Origin of the sequence: Pseudomonas sp. 13B_3.2_Bac1 (genome assembly GCF_025466205.1) — a bacterium.
Lineage (GTDB): Bacteria > Pseudomonadota > Gammaproteobacteria > Pseudomonadales > Pseudomonadaceae > Aquipseudomonas > Aquipseudomonas fluorescens_H.
Genome location: NZ_JANLOG010000076.1, coordinates 26132 through 49253, shown reverse-complemented (window position 1 = coordinate 49253; position 23122 = coordinate 26132). Strand labels below are relative to the sequence as shown.

General features: G+C 51.9%; 21 protein-coding genes. 20 read left to right on the top strand and 1 reads right to left on the bottom strand.

The annotated features are described in order from the left end of the window. Nucleotides 1–187 precede the first annotated feature (187 nt). The 20 genes from serC (at nt 188) to NTD85_RS12250 (ending at nt 21285) form a co-directional block, all read left to right on the top strand. Nucleotides 188–1273: a 3-phosphoserine/phosphohydroxythreonine transaminase gene (serC, locus tag NTD85_RS12345; protein WP_103484384.1), complete on the top strand. Its 1086-nt coding sequence runs from the start codon at nt 188–190 to the stop codon at nt 1271–1273. Further along, a complete protein-coding gene (gene pheA / locus NTD85_RS12340) occupies nt 1273–2367 on the top strand; it encodes a prephenate dehydratase (RefSeq protein WP_003226907.1) in 1095 nt (364 codons plus the stop codon). The genes serC and pheA overlap by 1 nt, the downstream gene beginning before the upstream one ends. 12 nt (nt 2368–2379) lie before the next feature. After that, nucleotides 2380–3492, top strand: a complete 1113-nt coding sequence (gene hisC, locus NTD85_RS12335) for a histidinol-phosphate transaminase (RefSeq protein ID WP_003226905.1) — start codon at nt 2380–2382, stop codon at nt 3490–3492. A gap of 28 nt (nt 3493–3520) precedes the next feature. Continuing rightward, on the top strand, nt 3521–5728 hold the full coding sequence (locus tag NTD85_RS12330) for a bifunctional prephenate dehydrogenase/3-phosphoshikimate 1-carboxyvinyltransferase (RefSeq protein ID WP_242486643.1): 2208 nt from the start codon (nt 3521–3523) through the stop codon (nt 5726–5728). Continuing rightward, the gene (gene cmk / locus NTD85_RS12325) at nt 5725–6414 is read left to right on the top strand and encodes a (d)CMP kinase (RefSeq protein WP_003226900.1); all 690 of its coding nucleotides are present in this window, start codon (nt 5725–5727) and stop codon (nt 6412–6414) included. The genes NTD85_RS12330 and cmk overlap by 4 nt, the downstream gene beginning before the upstream one ends. A gap of 119 nt (nt 6415–6533) precedes the next feature. Continuing rightward, the gene (rpsA, locus tag NTD85_RS12320; RefSeq protein WP_003226898.1) at nt 6534–8222 is read left to right on the top strand and encodes a 30S ribosomal protein S1; all 1689 of its coding nucleotides are present in this window, start codon (nt 6534–6536) and stop codon (nt 8220–8222) included. Between the two features lie 211 nt (nt 8223–8433). Then, on the top strand, nt 8434–8712 hold the full coding sequence (locus tag NTD85_RS12315; RefSeq protein WP_226499685.1) for a hypothetical protein: 279 nt from the start codon (nt 8434–8436) through the stop codon (nt 8710–8712). A gap of 152 nt (nt 8713–8864) precedes the next feature. Continuing rightward, on the top strand, nt 8865–9158 hold the full coding sequence (ihfB, locus tag NTD85_RS12310; protein WP_262142283.1) for an integration host factor subunit beta: 294 nt from the start codon (nt 8865–8867) through the stop codon (nt 9156–9158). A gap of 30 nt (nt 9159–9188) precedes the next feature. Continuing rightward, on the top strand, nt 9189–9428 hold the full coding sequence (locus NTD85_RS12305; protein ID WP_262142282.1) for a LapA family protein: 240 nt from the start codon (nt 9189–9191) through the stop codon (nt 9426–9428). A gap of 227 nt (nt 9429–9655) precedes the next feature. After that, entirely contained in the window at nt 9656–10732 is a 1077-nt protein-coding gene (rfbB, locus tag NTD85_RS12300) for a dTDP-glucose 4,6-dehydratase (RefSeq protein ID WP_262142281.1), read from the top strand. Next, complete coding sequence (rfbD, locus tag NTD85_RS12295) at nt 10729–11622, top strand: dTDP-4-dehydrorhamnose reductase (protein ID WP_262142280.1); 894 nt, start codon at nt 10729–10731, stop codon at nt 11620–11622. Before rfbB ends, rfbD begins: the two co-directional genes overlap by 4 nt. A 142-nt stretch (nt 11623–11764) precedes the next feature. Next, nucleotides 11765–12868, top strand: coding sequence for an LPS O-antigen chain length determinant protein WzzB (locus NTD85_RS12290; RefSeq protein ID WP_262142279.1), 1104 nt, complete (start codon nt 11765–11767; stop codon nt 12866–12868). Between the two features lie 209 nt (nt 12869–13077). Next, nucleotides 13078–13956: a glucose-1-phosphate thymidylyltransferase RfbA gene (rfbA, locus tag NTD85_RS12285; protein WP_262142278.1), complete on the top strand. Its 879-nt coding sequence runs from the start codon at nt 13078–13080 to the stop codon at nt 13954–13956. 36 nt (nt 13957–13992) lie between these two features. After that, a complete protein-coding gene (locus NTD85_RS12280) occupies nt 13993–14553 on the top strand; it encodes an acyltransferase (RefSeq protein ID WP_262142277.1) in 561 nt (186 codons plus the stop codon). Further along, entirely contained in the window at nt 14550–15695 is a 1146-nt protein-coding gene (rffA, locus tag NTD85_RS12275) for a dTDP-4-amino-4,6-dideoxygalactose transaminase (RefSeq protein WP_262142276.1), read from the top strand. Before NTD85_RS12280 ends, rffA begins: the two co-directional genes overlap by 4 nt. Then, nucleotides 15679–16974 (top strand): O-antigen translocase, encoded by a 1296-nt coding sequence (locus NTD85_RS12270; protein ID WP_262142275.1) that lies wholly within the window; start codon nt 15679–15681, stop codon nt 16972–16974. The genes rffA and NTD85_RS12270 overlap by 17 nt, the downstream gene beginning before the upstream one ends. Continuing rightward, entirely contained in the window at nt 16974–17882 is a 909-nt protein-coding gene (locus NTD85_RS12265) for a glycosyltransferase family 2 protein (protein WP_262142274.1), read from the top strand. Before NTD85_RS12270 ends, NTD85_RS12265 begins: the two co-directional genes overlap by 1 nt. A 40-nt stretch (nt 17883–17922) precedes the next feature. Further along, nucleotides 17923–19017, top strand: a complete 1095-nt coding sequence (locus NTD85_RS12260) for an EpsG family protein (RefSeq protein ID WP_262142273.1) — start codon at nt 17923–17925, stop codon at nt 19015–19017. Continuing rightward, the gene (locus tag NTD85_RS12255) at nt 19014–19973 is read left to right on the top strand and encodes an NAD-dependent epimerase/dehydratase family protein (RefSeq protein ID WP_262142272.1); all 960 of its coding nucleotides are present in this window, start codon (nt 19014–19016) and stop codon (nt 19971–19973) included. Before NTD85_RS12260 ends, NTD85_RS12255 begins: the two co-directional genes overlap by 4 nt. Nucleotides 19974–20118: 145 nt before the next feature. Next, nucleotides 20119–21285 carry a glycosyltransferase family 4 protein gene (locus tag NTD85_RS12250; protein WP_262142271.1) on the top strand — a complete coding sequence of 389 codons (1167 nt, stop codon included), beginning with the start codon at nt 20119–20121 and terminating at the stop codon, nt 21283–21285. Between the two features lie 632 nt (nt 21286–21917). On the opposite strand, the gene NTD85_RS12245 is transcribed toward NTD85_RS12250, so the two are convergent. Then, nucleotides 21918–23096 (bottom strand): DegT/DnrJ/EryC1/StrS family aminotransferase, encoded by a 1179-nt coding sequence (locus NTD85_RS12245; protein WP_262142270.1) that lies wholly within the window; start codon nt 23094–23096, stop codon nt 21918–21920. Nucleotides 23097–23122 lie beyond the last annotated feature (26 nt).

Below are 23122 nucleotides of genomic sequence, written 5' to 3'. Positions count from 1 at the left end.
TGAAACATCGGAGATCTCTTGTAGGAGTGAGCCTGCTCGCGATGCAGGCGCCGCGGTGCATCTGAACTACCGCAGTGATGCAATCGCGAGCAGGCTCACTCCTACAGGGTGATGCGCTTCCGGGCCGTTCCGGTGTCGACGATTAATGCGATTTAATGCGTGATATCAAATCAGAGCGAGATTGGATGTGAGCAAGCGAGCCTATAACTTCTGTGCCGGTCCTGCGGCGCTTCCTGAAGCTGTACTGCAACGTGCCCAGGGTGAACTCCTTGATTGGCACGGCAAGGGGCTGTCGGTCATGGAAATGAGCCATCGCAGTGATGAGTTCGTGTCCATTGCCACCCAGGCCGAGCAGGACCTGCGTGACCTGCTGAATATCCCGTCGAACTATAAAGTGCTGTTTCTGCAAGGTGGCGCCAGCCAGCAGTTTGCGCAGATCCCGCTGAATCTGTTGCCGGAAAACGGCAGCGCCGACTATATCGACACCGGTATCTGGTCGCAGAAAGCCATCGAAGAAGCCTCACGCTACGGCCACGTCAACGTTGCCGCCACCGCCAAGCCTTATGACTATTTCGCCATTCCGGGCCAGAACGAGTGGAGCCTGTCGAAAGACGCCGCTTACGTTCACTACGCGCCGAACGAAACCATCGGTGGTCTGGAATTCCAGTGGATCCCGGAAACCGGCGACGTACCGCTGGTGGCCGACATGTCGTCGGACATTCTCTCGCGTCCGGTCGATATCTCGCGATTCGGCATGATCTACGCCGGCGCGCAGAAGAACATCGGCCCGAGCGGCATCGTCGTCAATATCATCCGCGAAGACCTGCTGGGCAAGGCGCGTTCGCTGTGCCCGACCATGCTCAACTACAAGGTCGCGGCCGATAACGGCTCGATGTACAACACGCCGCCGACCCTGGCCTGGTACCTCTCCGGCCTGGTGTTCCAGTGGCTGAAGGAGCAGGGCGGCGTCGAAGCGATCGCCAAGCTCAATGACGTCAAGCAGCGCACGCTGTACGACTTCATCGACGCCAGTGGTCTCTACAGCAACCCGATCAACAAGTCGGACCGCTCGTGGATGAACGTGCCGTTCCGTCTGGCTGACGATCGTCTGGACAAGCCGTTCCTCGCCGGTGCCGACGCGCGTGGCTTGCTCAACCTCAAGGGCCACCGCTCCGTGGGCGGTATGCGCGCCTCCATCTACAACGCCGTCGACATCACCGCCGTCAATGCGCTGGTGGCGTACATGGCTGAATTCGAGAAGGAACACGGCTGATGTCCGAGCAAGAACTCAAGGCACTGCGCGTTCGCATCGATGCTCTGGACAGCAAGGTCCTCGAGCTGATCAGCGAGCGTGCCCGCTGCGCCCAGGAAGTCGCGCGAGTAAAGATGGCCTCGCTGGCCGAAGGCGAAGTGCCGGTGTTCTATCGTCCCGAGCGTGAAGCTCAGGTGCTCAAGCGCGTGATGGAGCGCAATCAGGGGCCGCTGGGTAACGAAGAGATGGCGCGGTTGTTCCGCGAAATCATGTCCTCGTGCCTGGCGCTCGAGCAGCCGCTGAAAGTGGCTTACCTCGGCCCTGAAGGCACCTTTACCCAGGCGGCGGCCATGAAGCACTTCGGTCACGCGGTGATCAGCAAGCCGATGGCGGCGATCGACGAAGTGTTCCGTGAGGTGGCGGCGGGGGCGGTGAACTTTGGCGTGGTGCCGGTGGAAAACTCCACCGAAGGCGCGGTCAACCACACCCTCGACAGCTTCCTTGAGCACGACATGGTGATCTGCGGCGAAGTCGAGCTGCGCATTCACCATCATTTGCTGGTCGGTGAAAACACCAAGACTGACAGCATCAGTCGCATCTACTCCCATGCGCAATCGCTGGCCCAGTGCCGCAAGTGGCTGGACGCGCATTACCCGAATGTCGAGCGCGTGGCGGTATCGAGCAACGCCGAAGCGGCCAAGCGGGTCAAGGGTGAGTGGAACTCGGCGGCGATTGCCGGCGACATGGCGGCAGGCCTGTATGGCCTGACCCGTCTGGCCGAGAAGATCGAAGACCGTCCGGACAACTCGACGCGCTTCCTGATGATCGGTAACCAGGAAGTGCCGCCGACCGGCGACGACAAGACCTCGATCATCGTCTCGATGAGCAACAAGCCCGGTGCGCTGCATGAGCTGCTGGTGCCGTTCCATGACAACGGGATCGACCTGACCCGGATCGAAACCCGTCCGTCGCGCAGCGGCAAATGGACTTACGTGTTCTTCATCGACTTCGTCGGCCACCACCGTGATCCGTTGATCAAGGGCGTGCTGGAAAAGATCAGTCAGGAAGCAGTAGCACTCAAAGTGCTGGGTTCCTACCCGAAAGCAGTTCTCTAAGGGCGGTAGCAAATGAGTGGCAACTTCCTCGCTCTGGCACAGCCGGGCGTGCAACAACTTTCGCCGTACGTTCCGGGCAAGCCTGTGGACGAACTGGCGCGCGAGCTGGATCTGGATCCGGCGAAAATCGTCAAACTGGCGAGCAATGAAAACCCGTTGGGCGCCAGCCCGAAAGCGCTGGCAGCGATTCGCGAAGAGCTGGCCGAGCTGACCCGTTATCCGGACGGCAACGGCTTTGCGCTGAAATCGCTGCTGGCCGAGCAGTGCCGTGTCGAGCTGAATCAGGTGACCCTGGGCAACGGCTCCAACGACATTCTTGAGCTGGTAGCGCGCGCCTATCTGGCGCCGGGCCTCAACGCCGTGTTCAGTGAGCACGCGTTCGCTGTCTACCCGATCGCCACCCAGGCTGTCGGTGCGCAGGCCAAAGTGGTTCCGGCCAAAGACTGGGGGCATGACCTGCCTGCGATGCTTGCGGCCATCGACGCCAATACCCGCGTGGTATTCATCGCCAATCCGAACAACCCGACCGGTACCTGGTTCGGCGCCGAAGCGCTGGACGAGTTCCTGCAGGACGTTCCGGAGCACGTGCTGGTGGTGCTGGACGAGGCGTACATCGAATACGCCGAAGGCAGCGATCTGCCAGACGGTCTGGACTTCCTCGCGGCGTACCCGAATCTGCTGGTATCGCGCACGTTCTCCAAGGCCTACGGTCTGGCGGCGCTGCGCGTAGGTTATGGCCTGTCCACTGCGGTGGTGGCGGACGTGCTGAACCGCGTGCGCCAGCCGTTCAACGTCAACAGCCTGGCCCTGGCCGCGGCCTGTGCGGCGTTGAAGGACGAGGAGTATCTGGCGCAAAGCCGTCAGCTCAACGAATCCGGCATGCAGCAGTTGCAGGATGGTTTCCGTGAGCTGGGCCTGAGCTGGATCGAGTCCAAAGGCAACTTTATTTGCGTCGACCTCGGACAGGTGGCAGCGCCGATTTTCCAGGGCCTGCTGCGTGAAGGCGTAATCGTGCGTCCGGTGGCCAACTACGGCATGCCGAACCACCTGCGGGTGACCATCGGTCTGCCGGCGGAAAACAGCCGCTTCCTCGAAGCGCTGCGTAAGGTTCTGGCTCGTGGGTGATGTCACTGCTCTGCAATCTGCTGCACCTATGATCGGTCGCCTTGTGGTGGTCGGTCTGGGATTGATCGGTGGTTCGTTTGCCAAAGGCTTGCGTGAAAGCGGTATCTGCCGTGAGGTGGTCGGGGTCGATCTCGACCCGCAATCGCGCAAGCTGGCGGTCGAGTTGGGCGTGGTGGATCGTTGCGAGGATGACCTGATCGCTGCGTGTCAGGGCGCCGACGTGATTCAACTGGCGGTGCCGATTCTGGCCATGGAGAAGGTGCTGGCCCGTCTGGCGAGCGTCGATCTGGGGCAGGCGATTCTGACCGATGTCGGCAGCGCCAAGGGCAATGTGGTGCGCGCGGCGACCGAGGCGTTCGGCGGCATGCCGGCGCGTTTCGTCCCGGGGCATCCGATTGCCGGTTCCGAGCAGAGTGGGGTGGAAGCTTCCAATGCCGAGCTGTTCCGTCGGCACAAAGTGATTCTGACGCCGCTCGAGCAAACCGACCCGGCCGCACTGGCGGTGGTCGATCGCTTGTGGCGCGAACTGGGTGCCGATGTCGAGCACATGCAGGTCGAGCGCCACGATGAAGTGTTGGCCGCGACCAGTCATCTGCCGCACCTGCTGGCCTTCGGTCTGGTCGACTCGTTGGCCAAACGCAATGAAAACCTTGAGATCTTCCGTTACGCTGCGGGCGGTTTCCGCGATTTCACAAGAATCGCCGGAAGCGACCCGGTGATGTGGCACGACATCTTCCTCGCCAACCGCGAGGCTGTCCTGCGCACACTCGATACATTTCGCAGCGACCTCGACGCCTTGCGCGACGCGGTCGATGCAGGGGATGGGCACCAATTGTTGGGCGTCTTCACGCGCGCCCGGGTTGCCCGCGAGCATTTCAGTAAAATCCTGGCCCGCAGGGCCTATGTGGACGCTATGAATTCCAACGATCTGATTTTCCTGGCTCAACCTGGTGGCCGCCTGTCCGGTCGGATTCGCGTACCAGGTGACAAATCGATTTCCCACCGTTCGATCATGCTCGGCTCGCTGGCCGAAGGCGTGACCGAGGTTGAAGGGTTCCTCGAGGGCGAAGATGCCCTGGCGACCTTGCAGGCTTTTCGCGACATGGGCGTGGTCATCGAAGGCCCGCACCACGGTCGCGTGACCATTCACGGCGTCGGCCTGCATGGCTTGAAGCCGGCACCGGGTCCGATCTATCTGGGCAACTCCGGCACTTCGATGCGTCTGTTGTCCGGCCTGCTGGCGGCGCAGAACTTCGACAGCACCCTGACCGGTGATGCGTCGCTGTCCAAGCGTCCGATGAATCGCGTGGCCAATCCGCTGCGTGAAATGGGCGCCGTGATCGAAACCGCTGCCGAAGGTCGTCCGCCGATGACCATTCGTGGCGGTCACAAGCTCAAGGGGCTGACCTACACCATGCCGATGGCCAGTGCTCAGGTGAAGTCCTGCCTGCTGCTGGCGGGTCTGTACGCCGAAGGCAAGACCACCGTCACTGAACCGGCGCCGACCCGCGACCACACCGAGCGCATGCTGCGTGGTTTCGGCTATCCGGTAAGCGTCGATGGCGCCACGGCGTCGGTCGAATCCGGCGGCAAGCTGACCGCGACCCACATCGAAGTGCCGGGCGACATCTCGTCATCGGCGTTCTTCCTGGTGGCGGCCTCGATCGCTGAAGGCTCCGAGCTGGTGCTGGAACACGTTGGCATCAACCCGACCCGTACCGGTGTGATCGACATCCTGCGCCTGATGGGCGCTGATATCACCCTGGAAAACCAGCGTGAAGTCGGCGGCGAACCTGTAGCTGACCTGCGCGTGCGAGCGGCTAAACTGAAAGGTATCGAGATTCCGGAAGCGCTGGTGCCACTGGCCATCGACGAATTTCCGGTGCTGTTCGTGGCGGCGGCCTGCGCCGAAGGCCGTACCGTGCTGACCGGTGCCGAAGAGCTGCGCGTCAAGGAATCGGATCGTATTCAAGTCATGGCGGACGGCTTGCTGGCGCTGGGCGTCAAGTGCCAGCCGACCCCGGACGGCATCATCATCGATGGCGGCCAGATCGGTGGTGGCGAAGTGCATGGTCACGGTGATCACCGTATCGCCATGGCTTTCAGCGTCGCTTCGCTGCGCGCCACTGCCCCGATCCGCATCCATGATTGCGCCAACGTCGCGACGTCGTTCCCGAACTTCCTCGCGCTGTGCGCGCAGGTCGGCATTCGTGTGGTTCAAGAGGCTCAGTCGTGAAAAACATTGCACCGGTCATCACCATCGATGGGCCAAGCGGTTCGGGCAAGGGCACGGTCGCCGGGATTCTGGCCAAGCGTCTGGGCTGGAACCTGCTGGATTCCGGTGCGCTGTATCGCCTGCTGGCGTTCGCTGCGCACAATCATGGTGTCGACCTGACCAATGAAGAGCTGTTGAAGAAACTGGCCGCTCATCTGGATGTGCAGTTCATCGCGGCGACCGACGGTCAACTGCAGCGCATCATTCTGGAAGGTGATGAAGTCAGCGATGTCATCCGCACTGAAAGCGTCGGTTCCGGTGCTTCTCAGGTGGCCGCATTGCCGGCAGTCCGCGAGGCGCTGCTGCAGCGCCAGCGTGCTTTTCAGGAGGTGCCGGGCCTGGTGGCCGATGGTCGTGACATGGGTACTGTGGTTTTTCCGGATGCGCCGCTGAAGATTTTCCTCACCGCCAGTGCCGAGGAACGGGCGCGCCGCCGATATTTGCAGTTGAAGGGCAAAGTCGAGGGTGTTAGTCTGTCGAGTCTGCTAGATGAGATCCGTGCACGCGACGAGCGTGATACCCAGCGCGCAGTAGCCCCGCTCAAACCGGCGGCAGATGCGATACAGCTGGATTCCACGGAGTTGTCCATCGATCAGGTGCTTGAACGCATCATGAGCGAGATCGCCATTCGCGATATCGCCGGGTGACCAAGAAGGCCGCAGGGGACCAGTCATAGTCCTGCAGCGCTTCTTTTAAATGAAACTAACCCACGCCGTCTGGGGTGTGGAGATGGGCGTATTCTTCGCCCTCATCTACAGGAATTAAAATGAGCGAAAGCTTTGCGGAACTCTTTGAAGAAAGCCTAAAGACCCTGAACCTTCAGGCAGGCTCCATCATCACCGGTGTTATCGTTGATATCGATTACCAGGCTCGCTGGGTAACCGTTCACGCTGGCCTGAAGTCTGAAGCACTCATCCCGCTGGAACAGTTCTACAACGATGCTGGTGACCTGACTATCAATGTCGGTGACGAAGTTCACGTTGCTCTGGATTCGGTTGAAGACGGTTTCGGTGAAACCAAGCTGTCCCGTGAAAAAGCCAAGCGCGCTGAATGCTGGATCGTTCTGGAAGCAGCCTTCGCAGCTGAGGAAGTGGTCAAGGGCGTTATCAACGGTAAGGTTAAAGGCGGCTTCACTGTCGACGTTAACGGCATCCGTGCGTTCCTGCCAGGTTCCCTGGTTGACGTCCGTCCAGTGCGCGACACCACGCACCTGGAAGGCAAAGAGCTGGAATTCAAGGTCATCAAGCTGGACCAGAAGCGCAACAACGTTGTCGTTTCCCGTCGCAGCGTCCTGGAAGCCGAGAACTCCGCCGAGCGTGAAGCTTTGCTGGAATCCCTGCAGGAAGGCCAGCAAGTCAAAGGTATCGTCAAAAACCTCACCGATTACGGCGCATTCGTCGATCTGGGTGGCGTGGACGGCCTGCTGCACATCACCGACATGGCCTGGAAGCGCATCAAGCATCCTTCCGAGATCGTCAACGTTGGTGACGAAATCGACGTCAAGGTTCTGAAATACGATCGCGAACGCAACCGTGTTTCCCTGGGCCTGAAGCAACTGGGCGAAGATCCATGGGTTGCTATCAAAGCCCGTTACCCAGAAAGCACTCGCGTTACCGCTCGTGTAACCAACCTGACCGACTACGGCTGCTTCGCTGAGCTGGAAGAAGGCGTTGAAGGTCTGGTACACGTTTCGGAAATGGACTGGACCAACAAGAACATCCACCCTTCGAAAGTCGTACAAGTCGGCGACGAAGTGGAAGTCATGGTTCTGGACATCGACGAAGAGCGTCGTCGTATCTCCCTGGGCATCAAGCAGTGCAAGTCGAACCCATGGGAAGACTTCTCTGGCCAGTTCAACAAGGGCGACAAGATCTCCGGCACCATCAAGTCGATCACCGATTTCGGTATCTTCATTGGTCTGGACGGCGGCATCGACGGTCTGGTTCACCTGTCCGACATCTCCTGGAACGAAGTGGGCGAAGAAGCCGTACGTCGCTTCAAGAAGGGCGACGAGCTGGACACCGTCATCCTGTCGGTTGACCCAGAGCGCGAGCGCATCTCCCTGGGCATCAAGCAACTGGAAAGCGATCCGTTCTCCGAGTACGTCTCGGTTAACGACAAAGGCGCTATCGTTACTGGCACCGTGAAAGAAGTTGACGCCAAAGGCGCCATCATCGTTCTGGCTGACGACATCGAAGCGACCCTGAAAGCCTCCGAAATCAGCCGTGACCGCGTTGAAGACGCGCGCAACGTTCTGAAAGAAGGCCAGGAAGTTGAAGCCAAGATCATCAGCGTTGATCGCAAGAGCCGCGTAATCCAGCTCTCGATCAAGTCGAAAGACGATGCTGAAGAAAAAGAAGCTATCCAGAGCCTGAAATCGGCTCCGGCAGCTGAAGGCGAAGCAGACACCACTATGGCTGCACTGCTGCGTCAAGCAATGGCCAAACAGAACTAAGTTCTGCTTGATCATGAAAAAGGGCGACTTCGGTCGCCCTTTTTTGTGCCTGCGATTTGGTGGCGAAGGGTGCTTGGGCTGCATCGGGTTTGTCGTGAAACCAATCCTCCTGCCTGGTTGTCTGTTTCTTTAATCGGATCAATCGCCTATTCGCGACTAAGCTGGGTATTAGTCGTGCAGTAGTCGGGCATTGCCTGGCATAAGGAAGTGGATGAACAGATTTATTGTCTTGATGGCGTTGTTGGTATTGGCTGGCTGTACCACGAGTGCCAAGACTCATGCTGTGCGAGGTGTCAGCGGTATAGAAATTGACTGCTCTGGTCTGGGGTCAGGGTGGGAAAAATGTCAAAGGCGCGCGGCGAAGGAGTGCAAGGGGGCGGGTTACAGGGTGATCACCCGATCTGATCAGGCGAAGGATGAAGATGAATATCCGTTTGGCTTCAATCCCGCAGGCTACGTCACTCGAACCATGCTGGTCATGTGCCGTTGAATGTGCGCGGCTTCGGCTTGTGCTTTTGTGCGCTGAAAACGGGCGTTTCGGCGCCAGGGAAGATATGTCAATCCCTGGGCTGTTCAAATTCTTCCGGGCGTGCTAAAACCTTTCAAGCGCTGATCTAGCTGCTTGAAAAAGAAGGGAAAAATATGACGAAGTCGGAGTTGATCGAACGAATTGTCACCCATCAAGGGCTACTCTCATCCAAGGATGTGGAGCTGGCCATCAAGACCATGCTTGAACAAATGTCCCAGTGCCTGGCTACCGGTGATCGCATCGAGATCCGTGGGTTTGGCAGCTTTTCTCTGCACTACCGCGCGCCACGTGTGGGACGTAATCCGAAGACCGGCCAATCTGTCAGTTTGGATGGTAAGTTTGTTCCGCATTTCAAGCCGGGCAAGGAATTGCGTGATCGGGTGAATGAAGAGGAGGATGGAGTTTGATCCACACCGCTGGTTATCAAGGAGTTGCTCATGCGTAAGCTGAAGCGCGTGTTTATTTGCGTTTTCATTCTTTTGCTGATGCTGGTAATACTCGCCTTCGCTCTCGAGAATCAGCAAGCAGTATCGTTATTGTTTCTCGGCTGGGCGGGTCCTCAGTTACCGGTATCAGTTGTAATGGTCCTGTCGCTGCTGCTTGGCATGCTGATTGGCCGGGTTTTGAGCTGGTTTATGGGGCGTTCGTCCCGGACACCCCGCAAACGTCTGTCTTGAAGGCTTCACTCAACATGGGCATCTATCGAATTTGCATTGCCGCGTGTTTATATCCATTAGTAAAACGTCCATTAAGCTGTAAAATACTGCCCTTGTTCGATAGTGACCGTTTCCCACGTCGCTTTGGATTGAATCTGATAAGAGCCGAATCATTCAGGCTCTTGCATTCATGGATCACGACAACGCACCTCTGAGGCGTTGTCTGCAGCTCAAGGGTAAGGTCTCGCGTGAAAATTCTCGTCACCGGCGGCGCCGGGTTTATTGGCTCCGCAGTCATTCGTCACATCATCTCCAATACGACTGATGCAGTCGTTAATGTCGATAAGCTGACATATGCCGGTAACCTGGAGTCGCTGGCTGATGTCAGCCAAAACCCTCGTTATGAGTTCGAGCGTGTCGATATTTGTGATCGTGCCGAGATCGACCGCGTTCTACGCGAACATCAGCCTGACGCCATCATGCACCTGGCAGCCGAATCGCACGTCGACCGTTCGATCTCCGGTCCGTCTGAATTCATCCAGACCAACATCATCGGCACGTACACGCTGCTGGAAGCGGCGCGTCATTATTGGGCTCAGCTCGATGATACGCGCAAGACTGGCTTCCGCTTCCATCACATTTCTACGGACGAAGTGTATGGAGACCTTGAAGGTCCGGAAGATCTGTTTACCGAAACCACACCGTACCAGCCAAGTTCGCCGTATTCGGCCAGCAAAGCCAGTTCCGATCATCTGGTGCGAGCCTGGGCGCGCACCTACGGTCTGCCGACGCTGGTCACCAACTGCTCCAACAACTACGGCCCGTGCCATTTCCCGGAGAAGCTGATCCCGCTGATCATTCTCAATGCGCTGGAAGGCAATCCTCTGCCGGTTTATGGCAAGGGCGACCAGGTTCGCGATTGGCTGTATGTGGAGGATCACGCCCGTGCACTTTACAAGGTTGTGACCGAAGGCAGCATCGGCGAGACGTACAACATCGGTGGGCATAACGAAAAACAAAATATCGAAGTGGTACATACCCTTTGCGCTCTTCTTGATGAGCTGCGTCCTGATTCCGCTCACCGCCCGCATGCAGGTTTGATCACCTACGTGCAAGATCGTCCTGGCCACGATCAGCGTTACGCGATCGATGCGAGCAAAATCCAGCGCGAGCTGGGTTGGTCGCCGGAGGAAACTTTCCAGACCGGTATTCGCAAGACAGTAGAGTGGTATCTGAACAATACCGAGTGGGTAGAGCACGTCAAAAGCGGCAGCTATCAGCAGTGGATTGATCAAAACTATGCGGATCGCTCTCACAAAGCATGAAAATTCTACTTTTTGGGAAAAATGGCCAAATTGGTTGGGAATTGCAGCGTGCGCTCGCTCCGTTAGGCGAGTTGGTGGCCTATGGGCATAATGCTGCTCAAGGCTTGGCTGTTGACCTCGCCGATGCCGAAGCGCTGCGTGCAGTAGTAAGAGCAGTCGAGCCGGACCTGATCGTTAACGCTGCTGCGTACACTGCAGTCGATAAGGCAGAGTCAGACAAGGAGAAAGTTGATCGCGTAAACGCTCAAGCATGCGAGATCATGGCGCAAGAGGCGAAGGCGCTGGGCGCTTGGTTTGTCCACTACTCAACGGATTACGTTTTCAGCGGTCAAGGTTGCGAGCCTTGGAAAGAGACTGACTTAGTTGCGCCATTGAACCAGTACGGAAGGAGTAAAGCTGCGGGTGAACAAGCAATTATTCAATCGGGCTGTCAATATCTGATTTTTCGCACCAGCTGGGTTTATGCCCAGCGAGGCAACAATTTTGCGAAAACGATGTTGCGGCTTGCTCGCGAGCGCAAAGAGTTGAACGTCGTATCCGATCAGGTAGGCGCCCCAACGGCAGCCGATTTGATTGCTGACGTTACCGTACTGGCGGTACAAAAGGCCTTGGTCAATTCTGATCTAATAGGTATTTATCATCTTGCGGCAGAGGGGGAGACCACCTGGTATTCCTATGCCAGCTACATATTCGATTTTGCTCGAGAAAATGGCGAGGATCTGGTTGTTTCAACGGTCAATCCCGTTGATTCCAGTTCTTATCCCACGCCTGCGCGCCGTCCAATGAATTCACGTCTGGATACCCGCAAGCTCCGGGAGCGCTTTTCCGTACACCTCCCATCCTGGCAGTCGGGTCTGGATCGAGTGCTCGGAGAGATTTTGGGAAAATGAGCAATTTACAAATACATAAATGATTTTTTATCGACTTAAGTGGTTTTAGAAATGAGTTAAGCCACTAACAAGAGTCGCGACTGCCAAATTCGATGAGAATTGAGCCGTTGGTATGCGCACTCGGTGGTGCGATATAAAAATCATGAAATTTTTAATTCAAGGGCATCAGGATATGCAAGTCAATTCCGGAAACGAAGTTGCTAATGAAGGGCTTGATGTTTATTCCCTCATTTTTACAATTTGGCGCCAAAAAATTGTGATTCTGTGTTTTGCTGCATTAGGAGTCGCCATGGCGGCTGCCTATGCATTTGTGGCCCAGCCAATTTATGAAGCAAGATCTTTCATAACGCCGCCTACACAGAACGACATTCAGAGCCTGAACAAGGGGCGAGCCACGCTCAATCTTGCACCATTAACCGTGAAGGATGTTTACTCGGTATTCTTGAAAAACTTGCAGGCCGAATCCTTGCGTCGCGAGTTCTTCGACAGGACTTACCTGCCGGCCCAGGGGCAAAGCGATGATCCTAAAGGCAAGTTTTATGAAAAGCTGAACAAGGATCTTACGATCGCGCCGGTCGGCAAAGATGTGAATGAGCGATTCAAGATCGTGCTGCAGGATCCGGACGCACGACGCGCGCAGCAATGGGTAGATCAATATATCGCCAGAGCGCAGGAGCTGTCCCTGCAAGAGATTAATAAGAATCTTGCAGGTGAGTTTGACGTTGCTGTACAGGATTTTAATCAAAAAATAAGCGTGCTTCGAGACGAAGGCGAGAGAGCCAGACAGGATTCGCTGGCGAAACTACGCGAGGCACTGATCGTCGCCAAAGCCATTGGCCTGGAAAAGCCGCCTATTGTCAGCGGAAATCCAAATCAGTCGATAAATATCGCGGGTAATATGGGCGGTGAACTTACTTACATGCGCGGCACTAAGGCCCTCGAAGCCGAGATAGCGAATCTGCAAGTGAGAAAGTCTGACGATCCATTCATCAAGAAGCTGCGTGGTTTCGAGGCGAATTACAATTTCTATAAACAATTGTCCCAACAATTTCGGAAGGTTAATACATTTCGCATGGACGGTGATGTTGAACTTTCCGGCGAGCCTGTGAAACCGAAAACTGCCCTGATCGTTCTGGGTGGTCTGATTGTCGGTATCATGCTGGGGATCATCGTCGTACTGCTTCGCAACGCGCTTCTGATCAATCGGAAGGAATTGGCTGGCCAAAATTTTCGTGTTGATCGATAGGTCTTGTCTATCACCTTTTTTGCGTTGGTGTTTATGTCTATAAATCATGAGTTTCTGAGCCATTCAATACTGGTTCAGAAGCCAGTGAACAACATGCTTTGCATCTGCTTCCGGCCATTCATCATTGAAACAAATGTATAATTATGCCCGGTCAGATGATTAATGTTCCAATGTTAGTGAAAGCCTAGGATCAGGCGAGAGGGTTGAAAATGAAAGGCATCATTCTGGCGGGGGGTTCAGGTACACGTTTGTATCCGCTGACAAAGGGCGTATCCAAGCAGCTGCTGCCTATCTACGACAAGCCGATGATTTTTTATCCGCTTTCGGTGCTAATGCTCGCCGGTATTCGCGAAATCCTTGTCATCACCACCCCGGACGATCTCACCGGTTTTCAGCGCTTGCTGGCTGACGGCGCTCAATTTGGTGTGGATCTCAGTTATGCAGTTCAGCCTAGTCCAGATGGCTTGGCCCAGGCATTTCTTATTGGTGAAAAGTTCATCGGCGAAGACTCCGTGTGCCTTGTTCTCGGCGACAATATTTTCTATGGCCAAGGCTTCACCACAATGCTTCAGGATGTTGCTACACGCAAGAGTGGCGCAACCGTGTTCGGGTATCAGGTAAAAGACCCTGAGCGATTTGGTGTAGTGCAGTTTGATGAAAGTCGAAAGGCAATGTCCATTGAAGAAAAGCCCCTGAAGCCTAAGTCCAGTTACGCAGTAACCGGCTTATATTTTTACGACAACGATGTCATTGAAATCGCTAAAAAAGTAAAACCGTCGGAACGAGGCGAGTTGGAAATTACATCGATCAACCAGGCATATTTGGATCGGGGTGATTTGCAGGTAGAGCTCCTTGGCCGAGGGTTTGCGTGGCTGGATACGGGAACTCACGAAAGTTTACTGGAAGCTTCTCATTTCGTTGAAACCATTGAAAAACGTCAGGGCTTCAAAATCGCCTGCTTGGAAGAGATCGCGTTCAAGAACGGGTGGTTAACTACTGCCGAACTGTACAAAACAGCCAATGAGCTGAAGAAAAATAATTACGGGCAATACCTGCTCGGACTCATCAAAGAACATGATGAACAGTGATTTTTCGGTGTTCACGCTTTTTATTGCAGGTGAGTCATGGCCTACTTGAATGCAGCACAGCTAGAAGAAATGGGTTTCAAGAAACTCGGCAAAGAAGTCAAAATCAGCGATAAGGCCAGTATCTATAACCCAGAGTTGATAGAGTTAGGCGATCATACGCGAATCGATGATTTCTGTGTTGTGTCAGGTCGTGTGATATTTGGCAAGTACAACCATATTACTCCGATGTGTTTAGTGGCGGGCGGAAAGCCGGGGATAGAGTTTTCGGATTTCTGCACATTGGCGTATGGCGTAAAAGTATTCTCGCAATCAGATGACTATAGCGGCGCCACCTTGACCAACTCGCTCGTTCCGAAAAAATTCAAGAACGAGAAGTTTGAGAAGGTGGCGCTCGAACGGCACGTCATAGTGGGCGCGGGAGCCGTAATCATGCCTGGGGTAATTATCAGAGAGGGCTGCTCCGTAGGTGCGATGGCCTTACTGACTAAAAGTACCGAGTCATGGGGTATCTACGCAGGCATTCCGGCGGTTCGAGTGAAAGAGCGCAAGCGGGATCTTTTGGATCTGGAACAACAGTTTTTGGATGAATCAAAATGACAATACCATTCAACAAGCCACCTTATACTGGTAACGAAGACCAGCATGTCATCACCGCAATGCGAAGCGGAAAAATGTCCGGTGATGGCGATTTTACACTTCGTTGCCAGGCATGGTTCGAGGCGCAAGTGGGCTGTAAGAAAGCGCTGCTGACACCTTCCTGCACTCAGGCACTCGAGATGGCGGCGTTGTTGATCGATATACAGCCAGGCGATGAAGTAATTATGCCTAGCTATACATTTGTCAGCACAGCGAACGCGTTTGTCTTGCGCGGCGCAAAGATTGTTTTCGTTGACGTTCGTGCCGATACCATGAACATTGATGAATCGTTAATTGAAGATGCAATTACTGACAAGACGAAAGCTATCGTTCCGGTTCATTACGCCGGTGTAGCGTGCGAGATGGACACAATCATGTCCATTGCCAATCGGCATAATCTGTTTGTGATTGAAGACGCTGCCCAAGGCATGATGTCGACCTATAAAGGGCGAGCATTGGGAACAATAGGCCACATGGCGGCTTACAGTTTCCATGAAACAAAAAACTATACAAGTGGTGGCGAAGGCGGCTTGCTCCTGATCAATGATGATCAATTTGTTGTCAGAGCCGAAATCATCCGTGAGAAAGGCACCAATCGTAGTCTTTTCTTCCGCGGGATGATTGATAAATATACATGGGTCGATGTTGGTAGCAGCTACCTTCCAGGGGAGCTTCAAGCAGCTTATCTTTTCGGTCAGCTCGAAAAAGCAGATCAAATCAATCAAGCCAGACATGCTGTTTGGGACTATTATTACCAAGCATTGCAAAAAACATCGAATGACGGCTGCATTGAACTTCCTAGTCTTCCGGATGAATGTGTCGGTAATGCGCATATGTTTTATATAAAAGTCCGGGATATTGAAGTTCGCACCCAGGTTTTGGATATTCTAAAAAAACAGGGGGTTGGCGCTGTTTTCCATTACATTCCGTTGCATTCTGCACCTGCCGGTTTGAGACTAGGTCGCTTTCATGGCACAGATGTACACACTACTATTGAGAGTGAGCGCCTTATCCGTCTGCCAATCTGGTATGGCATGCAAAAGTCGGAAATGGAGCAAGTAGCTACGACTGTGATCGGTGCAGTAAATGCAACTTTCCGGTAAGGCTGCATCGGATGCTTCTGACAAAAAGCGTGCGCTCATCAGCGCCGCTTTTACTACCATTGCTCAGATTTCCAAGATCGGGGTGGGCTTCGCCTTCATTAAGCTTATCGCGGTTTACCTCGGTGCCGGAGGTATGGGACAACTTGGCCACTTTATGAGCGTAGTAACCCTTCTGTCGTTACTTGCGGGGGGCGGGATTGTTAACGGTCTGATCAAATATGTTGCCCAGTATAAAAAGCAGCCGAAAAGACTGATGGATACAGTCGCGGTGTCAAAAGCTTATTCTTTGGTATTTTGCACACTTATTTGTTTCTTAGGCTGCATATTTTCCAAGTTGTTATCGGGCTATATATTTAAAACTCCGGACAATTACTGGATTATTATCTTTCTTTCTATTGCTCAATTTGGATTTGCGTTCACTAATCTGGTGACCGGAGTCATCAATGGGCTACGGGACACCAAAACGTATGCGCTTATTCAAATTGCAGGGAATGTACTTGTACTGCCTGTGAGCTGGATTCTGATCAAGAATTTTCACCTTATCGGTGCTGCGCTATCGATGGTGTTTTTTTTCTCGTTCTACACGATCCCGGCATTGTATTTTTATCGGCGGTCTATTTTCTTTAAGTTTTCGAAAGGTTTGAAGTACGAGGCCGAAGGATTCAAGCGGCTAATGGCGTTTACATTGATGGCAATGGTAGGTGCAATCAGTGTCCCACTGATAGAGATAATAATTCGCGAGCAGATTATTGATAATGTTGGTTTTGTAGCGGCTGGCATATGGCAGGCATCCATCAAGCTATCAAGCGCTTATATGGGTTTTTTTACCATTTTTCTTGCCGTGTATTTTATGCCAATGGTGTCGGAGAAGGCGGAAGTTTCTCATATTACGCCTTTGGTTTTAAGGTTTATGAAACTAGTCATGGTGATTTTTATATCCGGGGCGTTGGTTTTTTACGCTTTGAGACAATACCTCATACCTTTATTGCTTTCAGCAGAGTTTGTAGAACTTGAAAGCTTGATAAAATATCAGCTGTTGGCTGATTTTTTTCGTATTTCAACCTATGTAATAAGTTTTGTTGTGGTCGCGAAGGCTGCGCTGAGGATTTACCTAGTAAGTGAATTGACTCAAGGTTTTGTTTTCTGTGGATTAAGCCTCTCTTTTCTGCACAGCGGATTGGGGGTTAAGGGAGTTTTTCTCGCTAATTTGATAATGAATATCGTATATTTTTTGGTTTCAATTATTGGATTTATGATTTATAGAAGGAGGAGTATTTGATGTTAACCGGGAGCGTAGTGGTATCCTGCTATAATCAGGAAGATTACATAGAAGAGTGTCTGGATAGCATACTTTCTCAAGAAATCAACTTTGCCTGTGAGATCATAGTTTCGGATGATTGTTCAACTGATCGTACTCAGGACAGGCTTCGCGCATACTCTGATAGGCATCCGGGTAGAGTCAAACTTCTGCTCAGAGATAAAAATGTCGGCGCGGCATTGAATTATCATGGTGTGCATAAAATGGCATCCGGCGATGTTGTTTATCACTTTGATGGTGATGACGTCATGCTGCCGGGGAAACTACAGCAGCAATATGATGTATTTAAAAATAACTCAGACGTGAATGTCGTATTTCACAAAGCAGTCTATTTTTCGGACGATAATTCGTATTCGTCAGAAACACAATTCCCTGAGGCAGATACAGATATGGTGTCTTTGATCTCACTGGAAGAAATGGCTCGTTGGGGTGCTATTGCTGTTCACAGCTCCTACGCCTATCGACGGGATTCCAGGCGGGCGGTGATTGATCGGGAATTTATGGAGTGGTTTTTCGTAATAGATTCCTTACTTCCCAATAAAAAGGCGGCTTATATCAATGCGCCGTTGGTAAGGTATAGATGTAACCTGTCAGCAGGTTCTTACTTGTCTACAACTACCGGTAGGATTAAATCCTATACAATATATCTTAATGATTTGTATGGCTATTTTAATTCGCAGCCGAAATTAAGGACTGATCTATACGCTAATTTTTTCGTCACCTTCTTAGCGATGGCAAGGTCAACTCATAAATGTACCGTAAAGAGTCTGATGTTTTTATTGCGAAATTTACACTGTTTTCGATTCCACAAAATTGGTGAGACTGTAAACGTCCGAAAACGTGTCGGACCCGAGAACAAGGTACGGTGATGAGTGTGCATTGTGGGTCCGCAGCAACTGAGGCGATAGGATGTTAGGTCTAGATCTTTACGGCACGGCGTTTTATCTGGTTAGCACTTTTCTGTTCCTGTTTGCTGCGTTCCAAACTCTGGCACGGAATCGCAGCGTTGTAGATGTCAATCGAGTCATTGAGCTCTTTGCTGTGTTTTTTGCAATCGCCGTCGTTTCTCATGATGTGTCTAATCGACCCTTTGATATGGAGGGTGATACGGCGGTTTATATTAATTTCTTTAATGACTTGAATTCCGGCCTGGAAAACCCCTTTCAAACATTTGAGCCGGGATTTATTGGGATTGTGCGAGTTTTTGGGTATTTGTCACTCGACTACCAGAGTTTTTTTTATTTCATTACATTTATGTTTTTGTGGTCGTATTATTTTCTGATCAAAGCAATATTTGGTGTTCAGTCCCGTTGGTCTTTGATTGTTTTTGCGGCGGTTCTGTTTTACCCGTTTTTCTTTTCGTTGACTGCTAACGTTATTCGGCAAGGCTTTGCCATGTGCTTTATAAATTTATCACTATACTGTGCTACGAGAGGGTATTGGAAGCGTGGTGTGATCCATACAATAATTGCGACTCTATTTCATAAATCATCCATTATTTATTTTCCAGTTATTCTATTTCGACGGTTGGTCCTTAAGGTGGGAGTTTCTGGTTTAATGGTTTTGTGGCTAGGATTCTCTTTGGCTTCATATTTGAAGTTGTTTGTTTTATTGGTTTCGGTGTTGTTTGATTTGTCGTTCAGCTATGGTTTGGCTGTTAACTATAATGATGTTGGTGATATTGATTATATTACTGGGTTTAGATGGGATTTTTGGGCATTTTCTTCGGTTGCTGTAATTTTGCTGGTGGTTCTAAAGTTGCTTGGAGGAGAGCTAAATAAGCGAGAAACTTATATTTTCTATGTCTGCGCTTTGCTTTCCTGTCTTCATATCGCGATGTTTGATGTGGCTTATAATGATAGATTTGGTGTCTATTCTTGGATCTACTATCCGTTGGAATTGGCTTATGTCATCCGTGCAGTCAGCAATAATTTCGCGAAAGGTCAGCAACGTTTTTATGCTGAAGAGAAGTCTATCACCATCAAACAAGGAGACAAACTTTGATATTGTTGACAGGTGCCAAAGGATTCATTGGAAGCTCGCTGCTTTTGCGTCTTTGTGAGGCTGGTCATAAAGTTAGAGTGGTGACTCGTTCCACCTTCGAATGCGAGGACGATAACGTTGAAGTCGTCTGTGCTGACTTGACCAGCCCCGATACTGATTTTAATGCCTTGCTCTGCGGTTGTGATGTGGTTTTTAATTGTGCAGGTGAAATCCATAAAGAAGAGTCTATGCGCTCTCTTCATGTGGATGCTACGGAGCGATTGGTCGCAGCTGCAAATCAATCGGCGCGGAAAGAGCATCCCATACATTTTGTTCAATTGAGCAGTGTAGGTGCGTATGGGCCTGCAAGAGGAGCTAGTCGCGTTGTAAACGAACTAACGCTCGAAAATCCACAAGGCGTTTACGAAGAAACGAAAACTATCGGGGACTCGCGGGTAACCAAAAACAGAAATAATCAGTTTTTTAGTTTTACTGTTTTGCGACCTTCCAATGTGTTTGGCCCAAGTATGACTAATAACTCACTTAGGCAATTGGGGCGAATTGTACGGAAAGGATTGTTTTTTTACATCGGTTCCGCCAAAAAAGACTCGGTGGCCACCTATATACACGTTGATGATGTTGTCTCTGCCTTGATGCTTTGTGGATTCGACTGTAAGGCCAAAGGTGAAATATTCAACCTTTCCAATGATTGTGCTTTATTCGAACTTATAAATGGAATGGCTGACGCGCAGGGTGTTTCGAGACCTGAATGGAGTGTCCCCGAAGCACCATTGCGTCTGATGGTCGGCATTGCCAATCGTTTTTTACGACTGCCTGTTACTCAAGCGAGGATTGACACGCTGGTAGCCAAGACTTCTTACCCGTCGATCAAGCTGCAAGAAATCCTTGGTTTTGTCCCTGAAAGAAAAGTTCCTACTAGCATCGGTGAACTTTTCTTAGAAAAAACAGCAGTCTGATCAGGGGCGTATTGATTGTTTTACGAGACTGATTGCCTCAGAATATAAGCTATAATCTAGGGCACGTCTTAAAGACTGCAGGTACAGGAATTTGCTGGGTTTACATAGGTATGGTCGGCGCCAAGTCATTGAGGAGAGATTTTCATTGCAAACTAATGAATTAAAGATTGCTCGAGTTTCGACAGTTCCGCTCTTTGTGGTTGCTCACCTGCAAGCTCAGATCCAAGCGTTGAGCGCTGCCGGTATGGCGGTTACGGTCATTACCAGTCGCGACGAAATGAGTAATGAGCTTACGAAAAATAAGAATTTGACCTATGTGCCAGTAAATATTGAGAGAGAAATCAATCTCGTCCAGGATTTTTTAAGTCTAGTCGCTCTGGTTCGCATTTTCAGAAAAAACAAATTTGATATCATTCACTCAACTACTCCCAAAGCCGGATTGCTTTGTGCTATAGCAGGTGTTTTTTCGGGGACGAAGATTCGATTGCATACGTTTACAGGGCAGCCGTGGGCTACCATGACTGGTGTCAAGCGATCAATATTAAAACTGTGCGACAGAGTTATCGGTTTGTTGAACACTCATTGTTATGCTGATAGTGAAAGTCAGAAAAAATTTCTCGTTTCCTGCGGGATAATCAAGGTTGAAAAGATATCGGTAATAGGTGTGGGCTCTATTGCCGGTATCGATTTGAATCGGTTTGATCCATCCCGCTACACTGCGGAACAACTAAGTTTGTTACGTGCCGATCTGGATATTCCGGAGTCGGGTAAAATTCTTTTGTTTGTTGGCAGAATTACACCTGACAAAGGCATTAAAGAACTCGTTTCTGCATTTGCCGAGATCGTGAATAAAGACAGCAATATCTTTCTTGTGTTTGTTGGTCCATTTGAATCTGCCGGAGAGAATATCGTCGCCCAGATTACAGATGTGGACGTGCGAAAAAATATAAAGACAGTTGGTTATACCGATGAGCCGGAAAAATATATGGCGCTCGCCGATCTCTTATGTCTCCCCAGTTATCGGGAAGGATTTGGCACAGTCGTTATCGAAGCCGCAGCCATGGGAACGCCCACGATTGGTACTGACATCTATGGCTTGTCAGATGCAATAGTCGATGGCGAAACCGGGGTGTTAGTTCCAGTCAGAGACTCTGCGGCGCTTGAAGCGGCTATTCTATCTACTTTAAACAATGCCCCGTTAATGTCGGCGATGGGTACTGCTGCCCGAGATCGTGCGTGTAGCGATTTTGGCGCGAACAATTGTTCAGATTTGTTGATAAATGAGTACAGAAGCTTTCGAGCTGACTGTTGATTTACATCGCTTACCTCAGCGAGTCTTGCTTTCCTGAGCGACCGGATTCGTAGGGGCGGCATTGGTCGATGGTTTGAAACCGCGACATGCAGGAGTTTGTGCTCAGGATAATCGTCGGTCATCAGGTAACCGCGATAACCATCGAGCAGAAGCGACCGAACTTCCTGCGCCCGCTGGTTGAAAAGGTCTCCGTCGGTTTAGGTGCCTGCCAAATTTCACGCACGTACAGGATGGACTGATCGGCGCTCGATTAGGCGCTGATTCCGCCGAAAGACGGAGTGAGCGGTGGATGCGTCTGGTATCGATGCGAGGTGAATTGATACGCATGCCTCCGATGGCTCGTAAACCCTTTACCTCTATTCAGGTGTCGAAATAGGGCGCGTGTAGCGTCAACGAGATAATATCTACCAGGTCCAAAGTCGCTGTGGCGAAATCCACGCCGCCCGGATCGAGATTACTCCCAGGCAACCTCATAAATTTGCTTCCAAAATCCCAGATACAAAAGCACGATGTTGAGAAATTCGACGGTGTAATCTGGCAAGGTTCAGGTAATAACACAGCTCATCGTAACACTCTTACCAGCAATAAGCCGGCCCAGGAGACACCAAAGGTGTCCCAAGGCCGAAGTAGCGCTAGGGCTGACTGGCTTGTTGCATTACGCTGCAAATCACGTCGCAGGTCTTATCGATTTCGGCTTCAGTCAGCGTTGGATGCACCATGAACATCAGGCTTGTCTCTCCCAACTCTTTCGCCACAGCCAGTCGTTCTTCTGGGCGCCAGCCGGTATCATCAAACGCTTTCTCGAGATACACCTCAGAGCAAGAACCAGAAAAACATGGAACTCCAAGCTCGGAAATAGCGGACATAATCCGATCGCGGTTCCAGTCGGCCTTCAGTTGCTCCGGCTCTACGAACACATAACATTTATAGGCAGCGTGAACGCAGTTTTCAGGAACCATTGGAGCACGCAAACCTTTAAGCTCACGAGAAACCGACCAGATACGTTCCGCATAGTTGATTCGGCTGGCACGCCACTCGGCCATGCGACGCAACTGAATCCGGCCTATGACTCCTTGCACTTCTATCATTCGCCAGTTCGTACCGAAACTTTCATGCAGCCAACGGAAGCCTGAATGATGCTCGCGTTCGTAAATGGCTTCCCAGCTCTTGCCATGATCCTTGAAAGACCACATTTTCAACCAGAGACTACGATCATTCGTCGTAACCATCCCGCCCTCACCCCCGGTGGTCATGATCTTGTCTTGGCAAAATGACCAGGCACCTATATGACCAATGGAGCCCACAGGACGTCCGTTATACATTGCACCATGTGCTTGGGCGCAGTCTTCGATTACCTTGAGGTCATGGAGGGCCGCAAGCTCCATGATCGGATCCATATCGCATGGCCAGCCAGCCAGGTGCACGCAGATCACGCCGCGGGTACGGGGAGTCAGTACAGCCTGGATTGTCTGCGCGGTAATGTTCTGGGAATCTCGGTCGACCTCGGCAAAGACCGGAACTGCACCGGCATTGACGATGCTGGAAACCGACGCCAGAAAAGTCCGTGGGGTGACGATGACCTCATCTCCGGGCCTGATTCCCAGAGCATTTAAAGCAAGATCAAGTGCAACGGTACCGTTCGCCAGGGCGATCGCGTATCCCGTGCCTGCCCAAGTGGCAAACTCCTTTTCAAATTCGCGGCACTCTTGCCCGGTCCAATAGTTAACTTTATTGGAAAGAATCAGATCGCGAACGGCATCGGCCTCTTCTTCTGTGAACGAAGGCCAAGGAGAAAATGGGGAATTCAACACGGTTTTTACCTGCCATCCATAATTTA